Raw genomic sequence first — 16,721 nt, 5'->3', positions numbered from 1 at the left:
TGCTGATGACTTATCTGGCGGTGGCCATCGGCGGTGCTACGGGGGCCTGTTTACGTTACGGCTGCAATGAGTTGGCCGTGAATGTTTTCGGTAAGTCATTCCCTTTTGGCACTTTGCTGGTTAATATTCTTGGCTCTTTTGTGTTAGGGCTGTTGTATGGCTTGTTTAGCAGCGGTATTTTGGCTGCTTCGCCCTGGCGTGCGCTGATCGCTATTGGTTTAATCGGCGCTTTTACCACATTCTCCACCTTTTCGCTGGACACGGTCTTGCTGCTGCAGCAAGGCGACTGGCTAAAAGCAATCGCCAACGTATTATTAAATGTGTTGTTATGTTTAACGCTTGCCTGGTTAGGGCTGAAACTGGGTTCAATGAAGTAATTACTATGTTAGATGCGAAATTTTTACGTAATGAATTAACTGAAACTGCCGCGCGTTTGGCGCAGCGTGGTTTTGTGCTGGATGTGGCGCGCTTAACGGCGTTGGAAGAGCAGCGCCGTAAGCTGCAGGTTGATACGCAAGAGTTGCAAAACCTGCGTAACACTAAATCCAAAGCCATTGGCCAGGCCAAAGGTCGCGGCGAAGATATTACGCCGTTGCTGGCAGAAGTAGATGGCCTGGGTGCTCAGTTGGATGCTGCCAAACAGCAGCTTGATGCAGTGCTGTCAGAGGTTGAACAAATAGCGCTGACCATTCCTAATTTACCTGACTTGTCGGTACCGGCAGGTAAAGATGAAACCGAAAACGTGGAAGTGCGCCGTGTAGGCCAGCCGCGTCAGTTTGACTTTGACATCAAAGATCATGTGACGCTGGGCGAAGCGCTGGACAAAGGTCTCGACTTTGAAAGTGCAGTAAAGGTAGCCGGCTCTCGTTTTGTCGTCATGCGTGGCCAAATCGCCAGACTGCACCGCGCTTTAGCGCAGTTTATGCTGAACTTGCACACTGAACAGCATGGTTATACCGAGCTGTATGTGCCTTATCTGGTAAATCATGCCAGCTTATACGGTACCGGACAGTTGCCGAAATTTGGTGGCGATCTATTCCATACCCAACCGGCTACCGAAGAGGGGCAGGGTATGGCACTTATTCCAACTGCTGAAGTGCCGGTAACCAACCTGGCGCGTGATACCATCTTTGATGTCAGTGAACTGCCGGTAAAATACACTGCGCATACGCCGTGTTTCAGAAGTGAAGCGGGCTCTTACGGCCGTGATACCCGCGGCTTAATCCGCCAGCATCAGTTTGATAAAGTCGAACTGGTGCAACTGGTGCAGCCTGAGCATTCCATGCAAGCACTGGAAGAGCTGACCGGCCATGCCGAAAAAGTGCTGCAATTACTCGGTTTACCTTACCGCGTTATGCTGCTCTGTACCGGCGATATGGGCTTTGGTTCAACGAAAACCTATGATTTGGAAGTATGGCTGCCGGCACAAAATACCTACCGCGAGATCTCGTCTTGTAGCAATATGGGCGACTTCCAGGCGCGGCGTATGCAAGCGCGTTACCGTGGTGGCGAGATGAAAAAGCCGGAATTAATCCATACGCTTAACGGCTCGGCGTTAGCAGTTGGCCGTACCCTGGTAGCTATTTTGGAAAACTATCAACAAGCAGATGGCAGTATCGTGGTGCCGGAAGTTCTGCGACCTTACATGGCTGGTGTCGAGGTATTAGGCTAAGCTGTTGTCATTGCACCCGCCCGGTAAAGCCTTAGCTATACTTAGCGGGTGCTGTACAAGGACGGGTCAATGACAAATAAACCACGTAAAAGTTTAAAGCAAAGCAACCCGGCGCTGATGCGGGCGATTTATTGGGCCATTATTATCGGTATTGCTGCGGTGTTTGCTATTGTCACGCTTGAAGCGATGTTAGGGATTTTCCGCGATAGACTATAAGGAAATAGCCCGTAATAGAGCTACAGGCATTTGGCTGGTTTAGGCAAGCCAGCAATACGGGTAGCTTGTTTGGCCGGGCCTTGCGGAAATAACATGAACAGGTATTTACTGTTGCCTTTATCCGGCCCCAGTTGCTGTGCCATCGCCTTTACCAGAATGCGGATCGCCGGCGAGGTATTAAACTCCAGATAAAACTGCCGGACAAAATGTACCACCTCCCAGTGTGCGGTGGTTAGGCTGATGCTCTCTAACAGGGCAAATTCCTCTGCCACCTGTTCATTCCAGTCCTGTACATTGGCCAGATAACCATGTTTATCCAGCGCCAGCCCGCTGCCGGGCAATACTAATTCTGTCATAACGTCAGTTCTGCCATAACAACACCTGAGCGGCATCAATGCTCAGCTGTAGCCACTGCTCTGCGCTTAGTTCTGTAATGCCTGGCAGTGCTGTCAGTTGTCGTATTACGATGTCGCTATCGAGCGCATAAACCTGCGCTGTGGGCCATATAATGTCGTGGCGGCCGCACAGATAAACTGCATCTTGTCTGAGCAAGATGGCGTCGTCAGACTGGCATATCACCGCCAAATCGCTGATGTTTACTGCAGGATTAATGATATTAATGAGTTTCATTTAGCCGGTGATCACCTGATGTTGTTTATGCAGCAGTTCTGCTATGGCATCTTTATCTAACACCGTAACGTCGATGCTCAGAGCGCTTGCATCTATGCCGCGCTCTGTCAGTGCCTGACGGCAAACATAGACTTGGTCGATATCGTACAAGCCAAATAACTTAAAACTGCGTGGATAGGCCTTAAGTTTAAAGTCGGCCTGGCCTGCTGTAGGCAGCAATTGATACACTGCATCGGCGCTAAACAGCACACTAACGTTGTGTTCTACCGCTGCCAACGCCAGGATTAAATCCAGCGCTTCACGGCCTTTACTGCTGTTAAACGGGCTGTGGCGTTGCAACACTAAAATATTACGCATCAAAATTGCACCAGCTTATCAATATCGGCCTGGCGCATGGCAAATTCGGCCAAACCTGCTGCAGTATAGCCGTGGCGCGCACTCAGGGTGCTGCTGACAACACCACGCTTTTCGGCTGCGGTAACACAAAACAACAGCGGAATATGATGCTGCAGACAAAACGCAGCCAGCTCAGCACTCAGGTCCGGCTCATCGGCCGGTAGGTCAATATGAGCTGCGGCACAAGCTACCGCATCCTGGTAAAGAAAAATATGATCAATATGGTGGCCATGGTTAAGCGCTGTTTTGGCAAACAGCAGCATGGCCGGCACACTCTGGCTGGCAAAGCAGTCTGATGTTAGCAGTAAGCCAAAACGTGTCATAAGCGGTTCCGCAAATAAAAAATGCCCCGACGAGCGGGGCATTTTAACTAATAAGCTTAGTAACGCAAAGCGTTGTGCTTAGTCATCACCACCAAAGATACCTAACAGCTGCAGCAAGTTAACAAAAATGTTGAACACATTCAGGTATAGCCCCACGGTAGCGCGGATATAATTGGTTTCACCGCCGTTAATAATACGGCTGGTATCAAACAGGATCAGTGCCGACATAATCAGAATAATGGCAGCGCTGATGGTCAGGCTCAGGGCCGGAATATTAAGGAAGATATTCGCCAGTGCAGCCACTAATACCACAATCAGGCCGACCATTAAAAAACCGCCCATAAAAGAGAAGTCTTTACGGGTAGTTAAAGCATAAGCGGACAAGCTGAAGAAAATCAGTGCTGTGCCACCCAAAGCCTGCATAATTAGCGCAGGACCATTAGCCAGGCCGGCGTAGTAGTTCAGCATCGGACCTAAAGAGGCACCCATAGCGCCGGTAAAGGCGAATACCCAGAAAATACCACTGGCCGAGTCTGCTTTTTTGTTTACCACAAACAGCATAATAAAGCCGGCAACAAAGCAGACAATAGACATCATTGGCGACATATTCATTGCCATGGCAACACCTGCGGTAACGGCACTGAAGGTCAGTGTCATCGCCAACAGAAAGTAGGTATTACGCAGTACTTTATTAATCTCGACACTGCGTCCGGCAGTACTGAGAGTAGAGGTTTCTCTGTATGACATCGTTATGTTCTCCTGATACAAAGGTTTATCAACGCATTTGACGACATCATAGCCGGTTAGTTCCGTACAGACCAGCACCCGGGTGTACAATTTCAGCTTAGCGTTAATATTTTGCATTTAATGCTTTCTTTTAGCGTACTAACTGATTAATATACGCGTCGCCGGAGGGATGGCAGAGCGGTTTAATGCACCGGTCTTGAAAACCGGCGTGGGTTAATAGCCCACCGAGAGTTCGAATCTCTCTCCCTCCGCCACTAAAACCACCTCAGGGTGGTTTTTTTGTCGCTGAATAAAAATATCTGCAGTTAAGTGCTGATTTTGGCTAGATAAACTGTACGATAAATGGCTTTGTTGTTGCTTTACTAAGCAAACGGCTGAAAATCACAAAAAAGCCCTTTACAAAGTAGCAGGCAGTTTTTAATATGCGCCCTGTAACGCGGAGGGATGGCAGAGCGGTTTAATGCACCGGTCTTGAAAACCGGCGTGGGTTAATAGCCCACCGAGAGTTCGAATCTCTCTCCCTCCGCCACTTTCCTGCAATAGTTTTTTTTAGCTAAATCCTGCAAAAATCACCTTTAACACAATTCAATTGTTTCATAATATTAACCTTTCTGGCACACTTAAACTCAACCGGCCAAAACCGGCGATATAGGTCTAATTTGTTTAGCAAAACGGCTCATGCCCGGCTATGCTAGACAGCAATAATAATTCTAATAACCAGTGAAGCGGAGAAGCGAAATTGATTAACGTCTTGTTAGTTGATGACCACGAGCTTGTGCGCACTGGGATCAGTCGCATACTAATGGATGAGCGCGGTATCAAGGTGATAGGCGAAGCTGGCTCTGGTGAGGAAGCTCTGCAATTTTGTCGTCAACATGAGCCCGATGTGGTGCTGATGGATATGAATATGCCCGGTATGGGCGGCATGACAGCGACAAAACGTATTTTACATTATTGTCCCGACATTAAGGTGTTGGCATTATCAGTATCCTGTGAAGAGCCGGTGCCTACTAAAGTTATGCAATTGGGTGCTGCCGGCTTTATTTCAAAGAATTCACCGCCACGGGAGATGGTGTCTGCCATTCGTAAAGTGTATTCCGGTGCACGGCATATTTCTGATGAAGTTGCACAGAAAATGGCGCTGAGTAAGGTAAATAATCATAGCCAGAACCCGTTTGACGATTTGTCAGACAGGGAACTGCAAATTATGATGATGATTACCCAAGGCCAAAAGGTAAATGACATTGCTGAGCAGCTTAATGTCAGCGCCAAAACGGTAAATTCTTACCGCTATCGCATGTTTGAGAAGTTAGCTATCAGCGGTGATGTTGAGTTAACCCATCTGGCGTTGCGCCACGGTATGATTGACATCGCTAAAGCCTGATGTTCGACGCCAAAGCTTTTTTAAAATCAGTACCGCATCAGCCGGGTGTTTATCGTATGGTAAACGCGGCTGAACAGGTCATTTACGTTGGCAAAGCCAAAGATCTGCGGGCCAGGTTAAGCAGTTATTTCCGTACTAACGTCGATAGCGTTAAAACCCGCTCCCTGGTTAGCCAGATAGTGCAGGTGGAATACACACTTACCCACAGCGAAACCGAAGCACTGATCCTTGAAAACAATCTGATTAAGCAGTTTTTACCGCGTTACAATGTCTTGCTGCGCGATGACAAATCTTATCCTTATATTCTGCTTAGCGACCATAAACATCCGCGCATCAGCTCGCATCGTGGCCCGCGTAAAACCGCCGGTCAGTATTTCGGCCCTTACCCGAATGCCGGCGCGGTGTGGCACAGCCTGAAGACTTTGCAGAAAATTTTTCCTATCCGCCAATGTGAAGACGGTTTTTACCGTGCCAGAACGCGGCCTTGTTTGCAGTATCAGCTCAAGCTTTGTTCTGCGCCTTGTGTCGGCAAAATTTCTGATGCGGATTATCAGCATCAGGTGCGTCTGGCCAGCTTGTTTTTGCAAGGCAAAGATCAGCAGGTGATTGATGATTTAGTGCAGCAAATGGCAAAAGCCAGTGAACAATTGCAGTTTGAGCAGGCCGCACAGTACCGCGATAAGATTATTGCCCTGCGCAAGGTGCAGGAGCAACAAAGTGTTAGCGGTGAGCACGATGAAATGGACGTTATCGGCTTTGTTTACTCACATGGTGTAGCGGCTGTGCATGTACTGTTTGTGCGTGAACAAAAAGTATTGGGCAGTAAAGCCTATTTCCCGAAAGTACCGGCCGATACTGCAGAGAGTGAAATTCTCAGCGCCTTTTTACTGCAGTTTTATCTGGATGGTTATGGTACACAGCAGATGCCGCGTGAAATTGTTATTGCACAGCCATTGCCGGAGATGGACGCTGTGGCCGCTGCCATCAGTGAAATTGCCGGCAGGAAAGTCAAAATTACCCATGCGCAGCGCGGTGAGAAAGCACAGTATTTAAGCCTGGCGCAAAAAAATGCTCAGCTGTCTTGTGACAACAAACAATCTTTAGCGCAAAAAATGGCGTTGCGCTATCAGCAATTACAACAGCTGCTGCAATTGCCGCAACCGATAGGTCGCATGGAGTGTTTTGATATCAGCCATACCATGGGGCAGGCCACTATTGCTTCTTGTGTAGTATTTGATGGCCAGGGGCCCTACAAAGCAGAATACCGCCGTTACAATGTTACCGGCATTACCGGTGGTGATGATTATGCTGCGATGGAATTTGCGCTGAACAAACGCTATGGCAAGGTACAGGACACGGAAAAAATTCCGGATATTATCTTTATTGACGGCGGTCAGGGCCAGCTAAACACTGCCATAGCGCAATTTGCTGACTGGCCGCATGAAAAAATGCCGCTGCTGGTTGGGGTCGCCAAAGGCACCAGCCGCAAGCCCGGGCTGGAAACGCTGATATTGGCGCAAAGTGGCCGCAGCATTAATTTACCGTCCGATGCGCCGGCGCTGCATTTAATTCAGCAAATTCGTGATGAAGCACACCGTTTTGCTATTACCGGACATCGTAATAAACGCGGTAAGGCGTTGATAAAAAGCCCGTTAGAGCAGGTAAAGGGCATTGGGGAAAAACGCCGTCAGGCATTGCTGCAATATTTGGGTGGCTTACAGGGCGTGATGCGGGCTTCGGTTGCAGAACTGAGTTCGGTACCTGGCATATCAAAGGCGCAGGCAGAAAACATTTACCAAGCCTGTCATAACAAGTAGCATAGCGGCATAACTGCTGTAGAGAATCTTAAGATGTGGAATATTCCCAACCTGCTAACCCTGTTTCGTTTGTTTTTGATCCCGGTTTTTATTCTGTGTTTCTACTCGGGTGTTGAAAATGCGCGTTTCTGGGCCGCCTTTACTTTTTGCCTTGCGGCCATTACCGATGCGTTAGACGGTTATCTGGCACGTAAGCTTGAGCAGTCCACGCCCTTTGGTGCCTTTTTGGACCCGGTAGCTGATAAAGTAATGGTAGCAGTGGCGTTGGTGTTAATTGCTGTCGACAGTATGTCACTGTGGGTCACCATTCCGGCCATTATTATGATTAGCCGTGAAATAGTGATTTCAGCCCTGCGCGAGTGGATGGCTGAGCTTGGTAAACGGGCTAATGTGGCGGTGTCTAATCTGGGTAAGTATAAAACCATCGCCCAAATGCTGGCGTTAATTGGCCTGATTTGGCGGCCGGAGTTGTGGTTGGTAAGCTGGTTTACCCCGGCAGGGATGATTTTATTGTATATTGCCACTGTGCTTACGCTGTGGTCTATGTACAGCTATTTGAAAGCAGCGTGGCGCGATCTGGTGTAGTAATCGCTGTTTTTGTTGTTAATTAGCACAACTCAGTCAAATTTTAATCAGTCAGTCATAAAAGCAAAAATTTATTATTGACTGGCTGAATTAAAACAGTAGAATGCGTCTCGTGTTAAGGCACATGGCCATAGTGACGCGAGTATAGCTCAGCTGGTAGAGCGCGACCTTGCCAAGGTCGAGGTCACGAGTTCGAACCTCGTTACTCGCTCCAACTCTTTCAAAGAGTGCAAATTGTTTGATTGGCGGGTTGGCAGAGTGGCCATGCAGCGGATTGCAAATCCGTCCACCTCGGTTCGACTCCGGGACCCGCCTCCATTACACACTGTGGTTTAGTGTTACAAAGTGACACTTAAGATAGTTACACAATAAAGTTGTCTGCCCGGGTGGTGAAATCGGTAGACACAAGGGATTTAAAATCCCTCGCTCGAAAGGGCGTGCCGGTTCAAGTCCGGCCCCGGGCACCATTTACTTTAACAGTAAGTACCAGATTTACGCGAGTATAGCTCAGCTGGTAGAGCGCGACCTTGCCAAGGTCGAGGTCACGAGTTCGAACCTCGTTACTCGCTCCAAACACGATAAAACGCAGCCGGTTGGCTGCGTTTTTCGTTTCTGCTATCCGTTAAAAATCAAAGATATATTGTGCTAATGTCAGTACTGCCAGGGTAATAAATAAAACGGCTGCGACATTAAGCACTAAACCGGCTTTCACCATATCGATAATCTTTAGCTTACCGGAAGCAAACACTATGGCATTGGGTGGCGTGGCTACCGGCATCATAAAGGCGCAACTGGCTGCCACCGCCGCCGGGATCACCAACATGGCTGCAGAGGTATCCAATGACACTGCTACCGGCCCCAGCAGTGGCAAGAAGGCTGCGGCAGTGGCGGTATTGCTGGTGATCTCGGTAAGGAAGATAATCACCGTGGTTACCAACACAATTAACAACACCAGATTGATACTGCCAAGCTGACCAATTTGGTTGGCAATGTAGCCGGATAAACCGGAGTTATCTATTTGCGTGGCCAGGGTTAAGCCACCGCCAAACAGCAACAACACCCCCCAGGGCAGTTTTTGGCAGTCTTCCCACTGCAAAATGCGCTGTCCTGAGCGCAGTGATACCGGCAATACAAACAGCAAGGTTGCGGCAAAAACGGCAATCAGGGTGTCATCCAGCTTAATACCACTGAGGCTGCTTAGCGGGCCACGAAAAACCCAGCAAAACGCTGCCAACATAAATACCGCCAGCACCAGCTTTTCCGCATTGTGCATAGCACCCAGTGCGGTAAGCTTTTTCCGGTACAGTGTGCGGCTGTCTACCGCAGGTATATTATCCAGCCTGAAATGAACCTGTGTCAGCCAAAACCAACACACTAACAGCAAGCTTACTGACAGTGGCACACCAAACAGCATCCAGTCGCTGAAGCTCAGTTGCAGCTGATAGCTGCGTTCCAGATAGGCGGCTAACAAGGCGTTGGGTGGTGTGCCGATTAACGTAGCAACGCCGCCGATACTGGCGGCATAAGCGATAGACAGCAAAATGGCTTTGGCAAAATTATCATTATTGACACCTTGCTCCTGCTGCATAGCAATAATGGACAAGCCAATCGGCAACATCATTACAGCGGTAGCGGTGTTAGACATCCACATCGACAGAAAAGCGGTTACCAGCATAATGCCGGCAATCTGCTGGCTGGGTTTACTGCCCACCAGCAGCATGGTCATTAGCGCAATACGCTTGTGCAGGTTCCAGCGCTCCATCGCAATTGACAGCACAAAGCCGCCAAGAAACAGGAAGATCAGTGGATGTGCATAAGGCGCAGTAACATTGCTAATGCTATCCAGACTAAGCAAGGGCACTATTACAATCGGCAGCAGGGCGGTAACCGGAATAGGCACCGGCTCGGTGATCCACCACAGTGCCATCCAGCCGGTAAGCCCGGTAATTAACCAGGCATTGGCAGACATGCCGGCAAACCAGGGCGGGCTTAACAGCGTGAGCAAAAACAATAAAGGACCGGCCAACAGCGTAATATAGTAGGGCAATTTAAACTGAAAAGGCATACCGGGTCCTTATGGTGTTAATCATCGAAGCTATTATTAGCAGCTGCGCCGTCTGCTGTTTTGCTGGAGGTCAATAATTGCGCTTCGAGCATGCGGATTTCGATATCATCTAACAGCCGCCATTGGCCGGGTTTTAATCCGGCGACACGGATATGCATAATGCGGGTGCGTTTTAATGTTTGCACCTCATAACCGAGGTACTCGCACATACGGCGGATTTGCCGGTTTAAGCCCTGGGTCAGGGTAATAGCAAAGCTCTGTTTTGAGCGCTGCTGTACAGTACAGGGCAGGGTAACCGTATCGAGAATTGGCACGCCACGGCTCATTTGCTGGATAAAACGTTCAGTGATCGGTTTATTGACCGTTACCACATACTCTTTGTCATGGGCATTGCCGGCGCGCAGTATTTTATTCACGATATCGCCGTCATTAGTCAGAAATATCAGCCCCTCTGAAGGCTTATCCAGCCGGCCGATAGGAAATATCCGTTCCGGATAGCGTATGGCATCAATAATATTGCCGTGAATATGCCGCTCGGTAGTACAGGTAATACCCACCGGTTTGTTGTAGGCCAAATACACCCGCTTTGGCTTGGCTTTTAACGGTTTGCCATCAATCAGCACTTGATCGCTGTCACTGACTTTTAACCCTACCGGCGCCACGGCACCATTTACGGAAACCTGGCCATTTTCGATAAATTTGTCCGCTTCACGCCGCGAGCAAAAGCCGGTATCACTGATAAATTTATTTAAGCGGTATAGGGTGGTGTCAGACATAAAAATGATACTTTCCGGTGCAATTTAATATTGGCGATAGTGTAGGGGCTTAAGCGCTTTTGCGCTACCGTGCAAAAGCAAAAGGCCTGACAAATGCCAGGCCTTTTTTAACCGGACACCGTCGTTAGTCTTTCGGTTCGGTTTTTTTAGTTTGCTGCGGGTTAAGTGAAATAACCTTAGTTTTGCTGATTTTATGCCGGTAAATCTCGCGCAGATATTTAATGGCTTTCTTCACGCTGTCGCGGCTTAAGCGTATATCGTTAATTGAGACGAATTTGTCTTTATTATGAATAAGTTCACGATATTTTTTCTCGTACATCGGTTTGATGGCATACCAGTTGGTATCGAGAATTTTTGCCGGATTCTCAAATTCGTGCAGCATATTATCCAGCGCGGCCTCATCAAAGTCGTCCGAACGGATAAACTCCAGCATTGCTTTATCCAACTGCTCGTCAAAACGGTAATTGTCTTTGGCAAAACAGCGTTTGATAAAGGCGACAATCAAGGTAAGGAAATCGTCACTTAAACACGGGCTTTTCACAATCAGCGTGGTGAGTGAAATATTGGCTGAGGCACCAATAACCAGGGCATAGCGTTTTAATGTCGTGTTGGGGAACAACGAATTTAAATGCGATTTTAACCGGTTTAAATCCATATATGATAACTTGTAGTCTTTTGGCAGCGAGACAATAGACACCACAGAAGAGCAGTTTTTAAAGAAATGCAGATCTTTGAGCTCTGCGGCGTTATAGCCGTTTTTCACATAGCTGCTCAGCGTTTCGCGATAGCGGCCGGACTCAATCGGCAGCAAGCTGATACCCTCAATGGCTTGGGTTACTTTGTTAAAGTGCGGTAAGTCGATAGAGCGGAAAAATAAATCATCAATATTCAAACCACCGCCCGCTTTATCGAATAACTTCAGTTTCTCTGCGCTGCTATCGCCGGGTATCACAGACTCGGCATAAGCGACGGCTACCGGCCCGGCCAGGCTCATAAACAAGTCATTGGCGTCTAAGCGGATGGTCTCGCCGATATCGATACCGGCACGGCGAAAATAGTTTTCATCGTAGTCGGTGGTAACGGCCTGGGCGGTTAAAATGTTGAAGATCTGCTGGGAAATATACTGGTTGGCGTATTTTTCCATAGCATTAACATCGATATGCTGAATACCGCCGTCATCGGTTTCTTCTGCGTAGCGCATAATGTCGTTGGAAATCAGCATCATGGCATTCCAGGGCCGGATGCGGTGCATCACGCTGGACTCGCTGCTGTCCTCATTGTCGAAGTTGTAGGAGAAATCCCACTCTTCAGCCAGATACTTACACAACAGCCGGCCGGCGTTAATATGCAATGCTTCAGACATTTCCACACCGTGGTCGGAAATGTTCGGCAAAATACAGATACCACTGGTAAAAATGGGTTCAAACACAAAGGAGTGGCCGCGATTCTCCTCATCTTCGCCCATAGTGCGGGTATCAAAGGTTTTGCTCATATAAGCATACTGCTGGGCCAGACCAAACTCTGACGCCATACCCGAGCCGGTACCGCCGCCGGCGCTGAAAATATAGAAATACAGCCGTGATTGGTTGGCTTTAATGCCGCAAGAATCAATCAGATAAGAGTGAATATGCTTCCAATCGGCATTGGCAAAACGTTGCGTATCTTTATTGAGGATAATCTTTGCCAGATACTGACCTAAAATAGGCGCATTACCGGCACCACCGGCATGCACTTCAGATAAGTCCATAATTTTCATCTTGGTGTAATCATGCAAAAAGCCGCTTTTCTCGCCTTTATGCGAAAAGCGGATGCGGCCTTCAATATCTTTATCCAGATCACCAAGCATCACCAGCGGCTCAATTAAAAACACCGGTTTTACGGTTTGCGAGTTAGATAAATGCAGGCTGCGTTTAATCCAGCGCATCGGCCGGTATTCCTGCTCGCGGGTTTGTTTTTCTTCGTTGTTAAATTCACTTAAATAGAAGTTACGCGCGTTGTATACCAAAGAGGCGACATCCAGTGCAATGTTAGAGCCGCAGCGGCCCAGACCAATTAAGCATACTGACGGAAAATGTTGCTGCTTGCGGCTTTGAATTTCATTATCCGGATTCGATACCGGAAACACACTGCTACGCAGAGCATCCAGATTCGTCAGAATTTTGTTGATATCGCGTTCCGTAAAATACATATAGCGATCGCTGGCAAAAGACGGCGCCAGTGGCGGAAGCGGCGTTTTTTTCGCAGCGGTTTTAACAATCACCACATCATCTTGTGCGCTTTGGTCTGTTTTTGTTTTGATATTCATCATGCTACTTCCTGTCTCTGGCGAGGCGTTACTGCTGGTAATAAAAATTACGGTCAGTATTAAAAGTAGTAGTTGTTTAAAATTAAGCCAACGAAAGCGCTAAAAATGATGTGATTTGTACTAAAAATCACAGCACGGAAGATTTGTTAAAACAATAGCTTATTAAAGCGACGCACTGTAAAAGCCTGATACTTATACAGTACGCCGCAAGCAGTGTTACATATTAGGGTAGTTAGGGCCGCCGGCGCCTTCCGGGGTTACCCAGGTAATATTTTGCGCCGGATCTTTAATATCACAGGTTTTGCAGTGAATGCAGTTTTGCGCATTGATTTGAAATTTCGGCTGATTGTTATCGTCCTGAATAATTTCATATACACCTGCCGGGCAATAACGCTGCGCCGGTTCAGCATACTGCACTAAATTTACCGCCACAGGAATACTGCTGTCGGCCAATTTTAAATGGCAGGGTTGCTCTTCTTCATGGTTGGTATTGGACAAATAAACCGAAGATAAACGGTCAAAGCTCAGCACATTATCCGGTTTGGCATAGTGAATCTCTTCAGCTTCAGCGGCCGGTTTAAGTTGGGCGTAATCATGTGTGTCATCTTTGAGGGTAAAAGGCAGCTTACCGCCAAACCAGTTCTGCTCCAGGGTATTAAAAGCGCCGCCCCAAAAGGTGCCGAATTTGTGCATTGCCGGGCCAAAGTTACGTGAGCAATACAATTCGTCATACAACCAGCTGGCTTTAATGGCATCAGCAAAAGCGGTTAAGTCTTTACCGCCGTTATCGTCTTGTGTAAGGGCGGTGAACAGCGTTTCGGCGGCCAGCATGCCGGATTTCATTGCCGTGTGGTTGCCTTTAATCTTGGCAAAGTTCAGGGTGCCGGCATCACAGCCCACCAGTAAGCCGCCGTTAAAGCTCATTTTCGGCAGACTGTTCAGGCCGCCTTTGGCAATGGCACGGGCGCCGTAGCTGACGCGCTTACCACCGCTCAGGTATTGGCTGATCACCGGGTGCTGCTTATAACGTTGAAATTCTTCAAACGGGTTTAAATAGGGGTTGCTGTAGTTCAGGTCAACAATTAACCCGACTACGATTTGTTGGTTCTCAGCATGATATAAATAGCCTCCGCCGCTGGTGTCTGAGCTGAGAGGCCAGCCGGCCGAGTGAACCACTAAACCGGCGTGGTGCTTAGCTGCCGACACGTCCCAAATTTCTTTAAAGCCCAAGGCGTAATGTTGCGGTGATTTGCCGGCATCAAGCGCAAAGTGCTTGATAAGTTGTTTACCCAGATGGCCGCGGCAACCTTCGGCAAACACGGTGTATTTGGCGCGCAGCTCCATACCCGGCACAAAGCTGTCTTTAGGCTGGCCGTGTTTATCCAGGCCCATATCGCCAATCAGAATTCCGGTAACAATATCCTCTTCTATTAATACTTCACTGGCTGCAAAGCCCGGGAATATTTCCACGCCCAACTGCTCGGCTTGTTGTGCCAGCCAGCGACACAAATTAGCCACCGATACCACATAGTTACCGCTGTTGTGCATAGTTTTAGGCACTAAGAAACCGGGTAATTTGCTGGCCTTCTCAGCGTCTTTAAACAGGTAAATATCGTCGTGGGTAACCGGGGTCGTCACCGGTGCGCCAAGCTGCTGCCAATCCGGCAGCAATTCGTTTAATGCCCGCGGTTCAAAAACAGCGCCAGATAAGATATGCGCGCCCACTTCTGAGCCTTTTTCCACGACACATACAGTCAGTTCTTTCGCCGCCGCTTTGGCCTGTTGCATCAATCTGATGGCGGTCGACAGGCCTGCCGGACCGGCACCTACTATCACGACATCGAATTCCATTGATTCTCTTTGCACAGTACTGACCTCTTGGAGTTTATTATTTACAGCTTAGGCTGCTTTTATCATGCTGTTTAGGGTATTGCAGGTTGACGTTAACGTCAACAGTAAGTAGATTGTGGCAAACTAAACCATTGTAGCTTTACCTTAACGTAAACCTGTAGCGAAATCTGCCAGTTTGTTGCAGGCGAAAGAACGAGGAATTTATGAAAATATTGGTGCCGGTAAAACGGGTTATTGATTACAACGTAAAAGTACGGGTAAAAGCTGATCAGTCAGGCGTAGACCTGGCGAACGTCAAGATGGCGTTGAATCCGTTTTGCGAAATCGCGATAGAAGAAGCGGTGCGGTTAAAAGAAGCCGGCAGTGCAACAGAAGTGGTGGTGGTGTCTATCGGCACTACCGCAGTACAAGAGCAGCTGCGTACGGCTTTAGCATTGGGTGCCGACCGTGCTTTGCATATTGAAACGGATTTAAATCCGGATTCACTGCAGGTGGCTAAGCTGCTGGCAAAAGTGGTGGCGGATGAACAACCCGGTTTGGTCATTTTGGGTAAGCAAGCCATTGACTCTGACAACAATCAAACCGGCCAGATGCTGGCAGCGTTAACCGGCATGGGGCAGGGTACTTTTGCGTCTAAGGTGGTAGTAGCGGATGGCAAAGTACAGGTTACCCGTGAAATTGACGGCGGTTTGCAAACGGTCGAGCTGACATTGCCGGCAGTGGTGTCGACAGATTTACGTTTAAACGAGCCGCGTTATGCCTCGTTGCCTAACATTATGAAAGCGAAGAAAAAGCCGCTTGATGTAAAAGCTGCAGACAGCTTCGGTGTAAACCTGCAATCTAATGTAAAGCTGCTGAAAGTTGCCGCGCCAGCCATGCGTCAGGGTGGTATTAAAGTAGAGTCTGTGGCAGAGCTGGTAGACAAGTTAAAGCATGAAGCGAAGGTGATCTAATGGCCATTTTAATTATTGCAGAGCATAACAACCAAAGCCTGAAAGGTGAAACGCATAAAGTGGTGCAGGCTGCTACGGCTATTGGCACTGATATTAGCGTATTAGTTGCCGGTTTTAACTGTGGCGCCGCTGCAGATGAAGCCGCAACTATTGCCGGGGTAACTAAAGTATTAGTGGCTGACAACGTCGCTTACGAGCATCAGCTGGCAGAAAACGTCGCCGCTTTAGTGACAGAACTGGGCAAAGGCTATAGCCATATTCTGGCTGCGGCCACCACTACCGGCAAAAACTTTTTGCCACGTGTAGCGGCGCTGTTGGATGTGGCACAAATCTCTGATGTTATTGCTGTTGAAAGTGCCGATACCTTTGTGCGGCCAATTTATGCCGGTAATGCTATTGCTACTGTGCAATCTGCCGACAGCATTAAAGTGCTGACTGTACGCCCTGCCGCATTTCGTGCAGCAGACACCGGTAACAGTGCTCCGGTTGAACAGGTAACGGTAGTGCAGGATGCCGGAGTATCACGCTTTGTTGGCGCTGAGCTGACAAAATCTGAGCGGCCGGAGTTAACCGCGGCGCGGGTGGTGATTTCCGGTGGCCGTGGTATGCAAAACGGTGAGAACTTTGCACTGTTAAATGGCATTGCCGACAAGTTAGGCGCTGCTATCGGTGCATCACGCGCTGCGGTAGATGCCGGCTTTGTACCAAACGACATGCAGGTTGGCCAAACCGGTAAAATAGTGGCCCCGGAGCTGTACATTGCCGTGGGTATTTCCGGCGCAATTCAGCATTTAGCCGGTATGAAAGACTCCAAAGTTATCGTTGCGATTAATAAAGATGCCGAAGCGCCGATCTTCCAGATCGCCGATTACGGCCTGGTGGCGGATTTATTTAGCGTACTGCCGGAGCTCGAGCAGCAACTGTAAACTGCAGCAATGTCAGAAAAAGCCGGCGTTGTGCCGGCTTTTTGCATTCAGGCTCTTGTTGAGCTGAACAAAACC

The 16,721-nt window shown here is 48.5% G+C and carries 17 protein-coding genes and 6 tRNA genes; 14 read left to right on the top strand and 9 right to left on the bottom strand.

Annotated features, from left to right (window positions below; all coding sequences use genetic code 11):
* The first annotated feature begins 5 nt into the window (after positions 1-5).
* The 3 genes from crcB (at position 6) to ACTZWV_RS09055 (ending at position 1,888) form a co-directional block, all read left to right on the top strand.
* Entirely contained in the window at positions 6-377 is a 372-nt protein-coding gene (gene crcB / locus ACTZWV_RS09065; RefSeq protein ID WP_444786282.1) for a fluoride efflux transporter CrcB, read from the top strand.
* Positions 378-382: 5 nt separating this feature from the next.
* Positions 383-1,672, top strand: a complete 1,290-nt coding sequence (gene serS, locus ACTZWV_RS09060; protein ID WP_444786225.1) for a serine--tRNA ligase — start codon at positions 383-385, stop codon at positions 1,670-1,672.
* Positions 1,673-1,741: 69 nt separating this feature from the next.
* Complete coding sequence (locus ACTZWV_RS09055; protein ID WP_444786224.1) at positions 1,742-1,888, top strand: hypothetical protein; 147 nt, start codon at positions 1,742-1,744, stop codon at positions 1,886-1,888.
* Between the two features lie 20 nt (positions 1,889-1,908).
* Here the strand turns inward: ACTZWV_RS09055 and ACTZWV_RS09050 are convergent, their stop codons facing one another.
* The 5 genes from ACTZWV_RS09050 to ACTZWV_RS09030 all read right to left on the bottom strand — a co-directional run bounded on the left by ACTZWV_RS09050 (position 1,909) and on the right by ACTZWV_RS09030 (position 3,984).
* Entirely contained in the window at positions 1,909-2,244 is a 336-nt protein-coding gene (locus ACTZWV_RS09050; RefSeq protein WP_444786223.1) for a TusE/DsrC/DsvC family sulfur relay protein, read from the bottom strand.
* 4 nt (positions 2,245-2,248) lie between these two features.
* Positions 2,249-2,518: a DsrH/TusB family sulfur metabolism protein gene (locus ACTZWV_RS09045; RefSeq protein ID WP_444786222.1), complete on the bottom strand. Its 270-nt coding sequence runs from the start codon at positions 2,516-2,518 to the stop codon at positions 2,249-2,251.
* Positions 2,519-2,875, bottom strand: coding sequence for a sulfurtransferase complex subunit TusC (gene tusC / locus ACTZWV_RS09040; RefSeq protein WP_444786221.1), 357 nt, complete (start codon positions 2,873-2,875; stop codon positions 2,519-2,521).
* Entirely contained in the window at positions 2,875-3,237 is a 363-nt protein-coding gene (locus ACTZWV_RS09035) for a DsrE family protein (protein ID WP_444786220.1), read from the bottom strand. Before ACTZWV_RS09035 ends, tusC begins: the two co-directional genes overlap by 1 nt.
* Positions 3,238-3,315: 78 nt before the next feature.
* Positions 3,316-3,984, bottom strand: coding sequence for a Bax inhibitor-1/YccA family protein (locus tag ACTZWV_RS09030; RefSeq protein ID WP_444786219.1), 669 nt, complete (start codon positions 3,982-3,984; stop codon positions 3,316-3,318).
* A gap of 163 nt (positions 3,985-4,147) precedes the next feature.
* Here ACTZWV_RS09030 and ACTZWV_RS09025 point away from each other — a divergent pair.
* From ACTZWV_RS09025 to ACTZWV_RS08985, 9 genes are all read left to right on the top strand, one after another.
* Positions 4,148-4,238: transfer RNA gene (locus ACTZWV_RS09025), tRNA-Ser, on the top strand.
* A gap of 184 nt (positions 4,239-4,422) precedes the next feature.
* Positions 4,423-4,513, top strand: a tRNA-Ser gene (locus tag ACTZWV_RS09020).
* A gap of 210 nt (positions 4,514-4,723) precedes the next feature.
* Positions 4,724-5,368 (top strand): UvrY/SirA/GacA family response regulator transcription factor, encoded by a 645-nt coding sequence (gene uvrY, locus ACTZWV_RS09015; protein ID WP_305550624.1) that lies wholly within the window; start codon positions 4,724-4,726, stop codon positions 5,366-5,368.
* Positions 5,368-7,185, top strand: a complete 1,818-nt coding sequence (uvrC, locus tag ACTZWV_RS09010) for an excinuclease ABC subunit UvrC (RefSeq protein WP_444786218.1) — start codon at positions 5,368-5,370, stop codon at positions 7,183-7,185. The genes uvrY and uvrC overlap by 1 nt, the downstream gene beginning before the upstream one ends.
* Before the next feature lie 33 nt (positions 7,186-7,218).
* Positions 7,219-7,770, top strand: a complete 552-nt coding sequence (gene pgsA / locus ACTZWV_RS09005; RefSeq protein ID WP_444786217.1) for a CDP-diacylglycerol--glycerol-3-phosphate 3-phosphatidyltransferase — start codon at positions 7,219-7,221, stop codon at positions 7,768-7,770.
* A 138-nt stretch (positions 7,771-7,908) separates the two neighbouring features.
* Positions 7,909-7,984, top strand: a tRNA-Gly gene (locus tag ACTZWV_RS09000).
* A 30-nt stretch (positions 7,985-8,014) separates the two neighbouring features.
* Positions 8,015-8,088 (top strand) — tRNA-Cys (locus ACTZWV_RS08995).
* 62 nt (positions 8,089-8,150) lie between these two features.
* Positions 8,151-8,237 (top strand) — tRNA-Leu (locus ACTZWV_RS08990).
* A 29-nt stretch (positions 8,238-8,266) separates the two neighbouring features.
* Positions 8,267-8,342, top strand: a tRNA-Gly gene (locus tag ACTZWV_RS08985).
* Between the two features lie 50 nt (positions 8,343-8,392).
* Here ACTZWV_RS08985 and ACTZWV_RS08980 read toward each other — a convergent pair.
* The 4 genes from ACTZWV_RS08980 to ACTZWV_RS08965 all read right to left on the bottom strand — a co-directional run bounded on the left by ACTZWV_RS08980 (position 8,393) and on the right by ACTZWV_RS08965 (position 14,767).
* Positions 8,393-9,835, bottom strand: a complete 1,443-nt coding sequence (locus ACTZWV_RS08980) for an SLC13 family permease (protein ID WP_444786216.1) — start codon at positions 9,833-9,835, stop codon at positions 8,393-8,395.
* 17 nt (positions 9,836-9,852) lie between these two features.
* Positions 9,853-10,611, bottom strand: coding sequence for a pseudouridine synthase (locus ACTZWV_RS08975; RefSeq protein ID WP_444786215.1), 759 nt, complete (start codon positions 10,609-10,611; stop codon positions 9,853-9,855).
* A gap of 124 nt (positions 10,612-10,735) precedes the next feature.
* Positions 10,736-12,799 (bottom strand): hypothetical protein, encoded by a 2,064-nt coding sequence (locus ACTZWV_RS08970; protein WP_444786281.1) that lies wholly within the window; start codon positions 12,797-12,799, stop codon positions 10,736-10,738.
* 333 nt (positions 12,800-13,132) lie between these two features.
* Complete coding sequence (locus ACTZWV_RS08965) at positions 13,133-14,767, bottom strand: electron transfer flavoprotein-ubiquinone oxidoreductase (RefSeq protein ID WP_444786214.1); 1,635 nt, start codon at positions 14,765-14,767, stop codon at positions 13,133-13,135.
* Positions 14,768-14,970: 203 nt separating this feature from the next.
* Here ACTZWV_RS08965 and ACTZWV_RS08960 point away from each other — a divergent pair, with 203 nt between their 5' ends.
* Both ACTZWV_RS08960 and ACTZWV_RS08955 read left to right on the top strand, forming a co-directional pair.
* Positions 14,971-15,720: an electron transfer flavoprotein subunit beta/FixA family protein gene (locus ACTZWV_RS08960; RefSeq protein WP_444786213.1), complete on the top strand. Its 750-nt coding sequence runs from the start codon at positions 14,971-14,973 to the stop codon at positions 15,718-15,720.
* A complete protein-coding gene (locus ACTZWV_RS08955; protein WP_444786212.1) occupies positions 15,720-16,646 on the top strand; it encodes an FAD-binding protein in 927 nt (308 codons plus the stop codon). Before ACTZWV_RS08960 ends, ACTZWV_RS08955 begins: the two co-directional genes overlap by 1 nt.
* Positions 16,647-16,721: the final 75 nt, after the last annotated feature.

Origin of the sequence: Rheinheimera sp. NSM (assembly GCF_052380015.1) — a bacterium.
Lineage (GTDB): Bacteria > Pseudomonadota > Gammaproteobacteria > Enterobacterales > Alteromonadaceae > Alishewanella.
The sequence above is the reverse complement of the archived record's forward strand: the minus strand, read 5'-3'. Positions and strand labels throughout refer to the sequence as shown.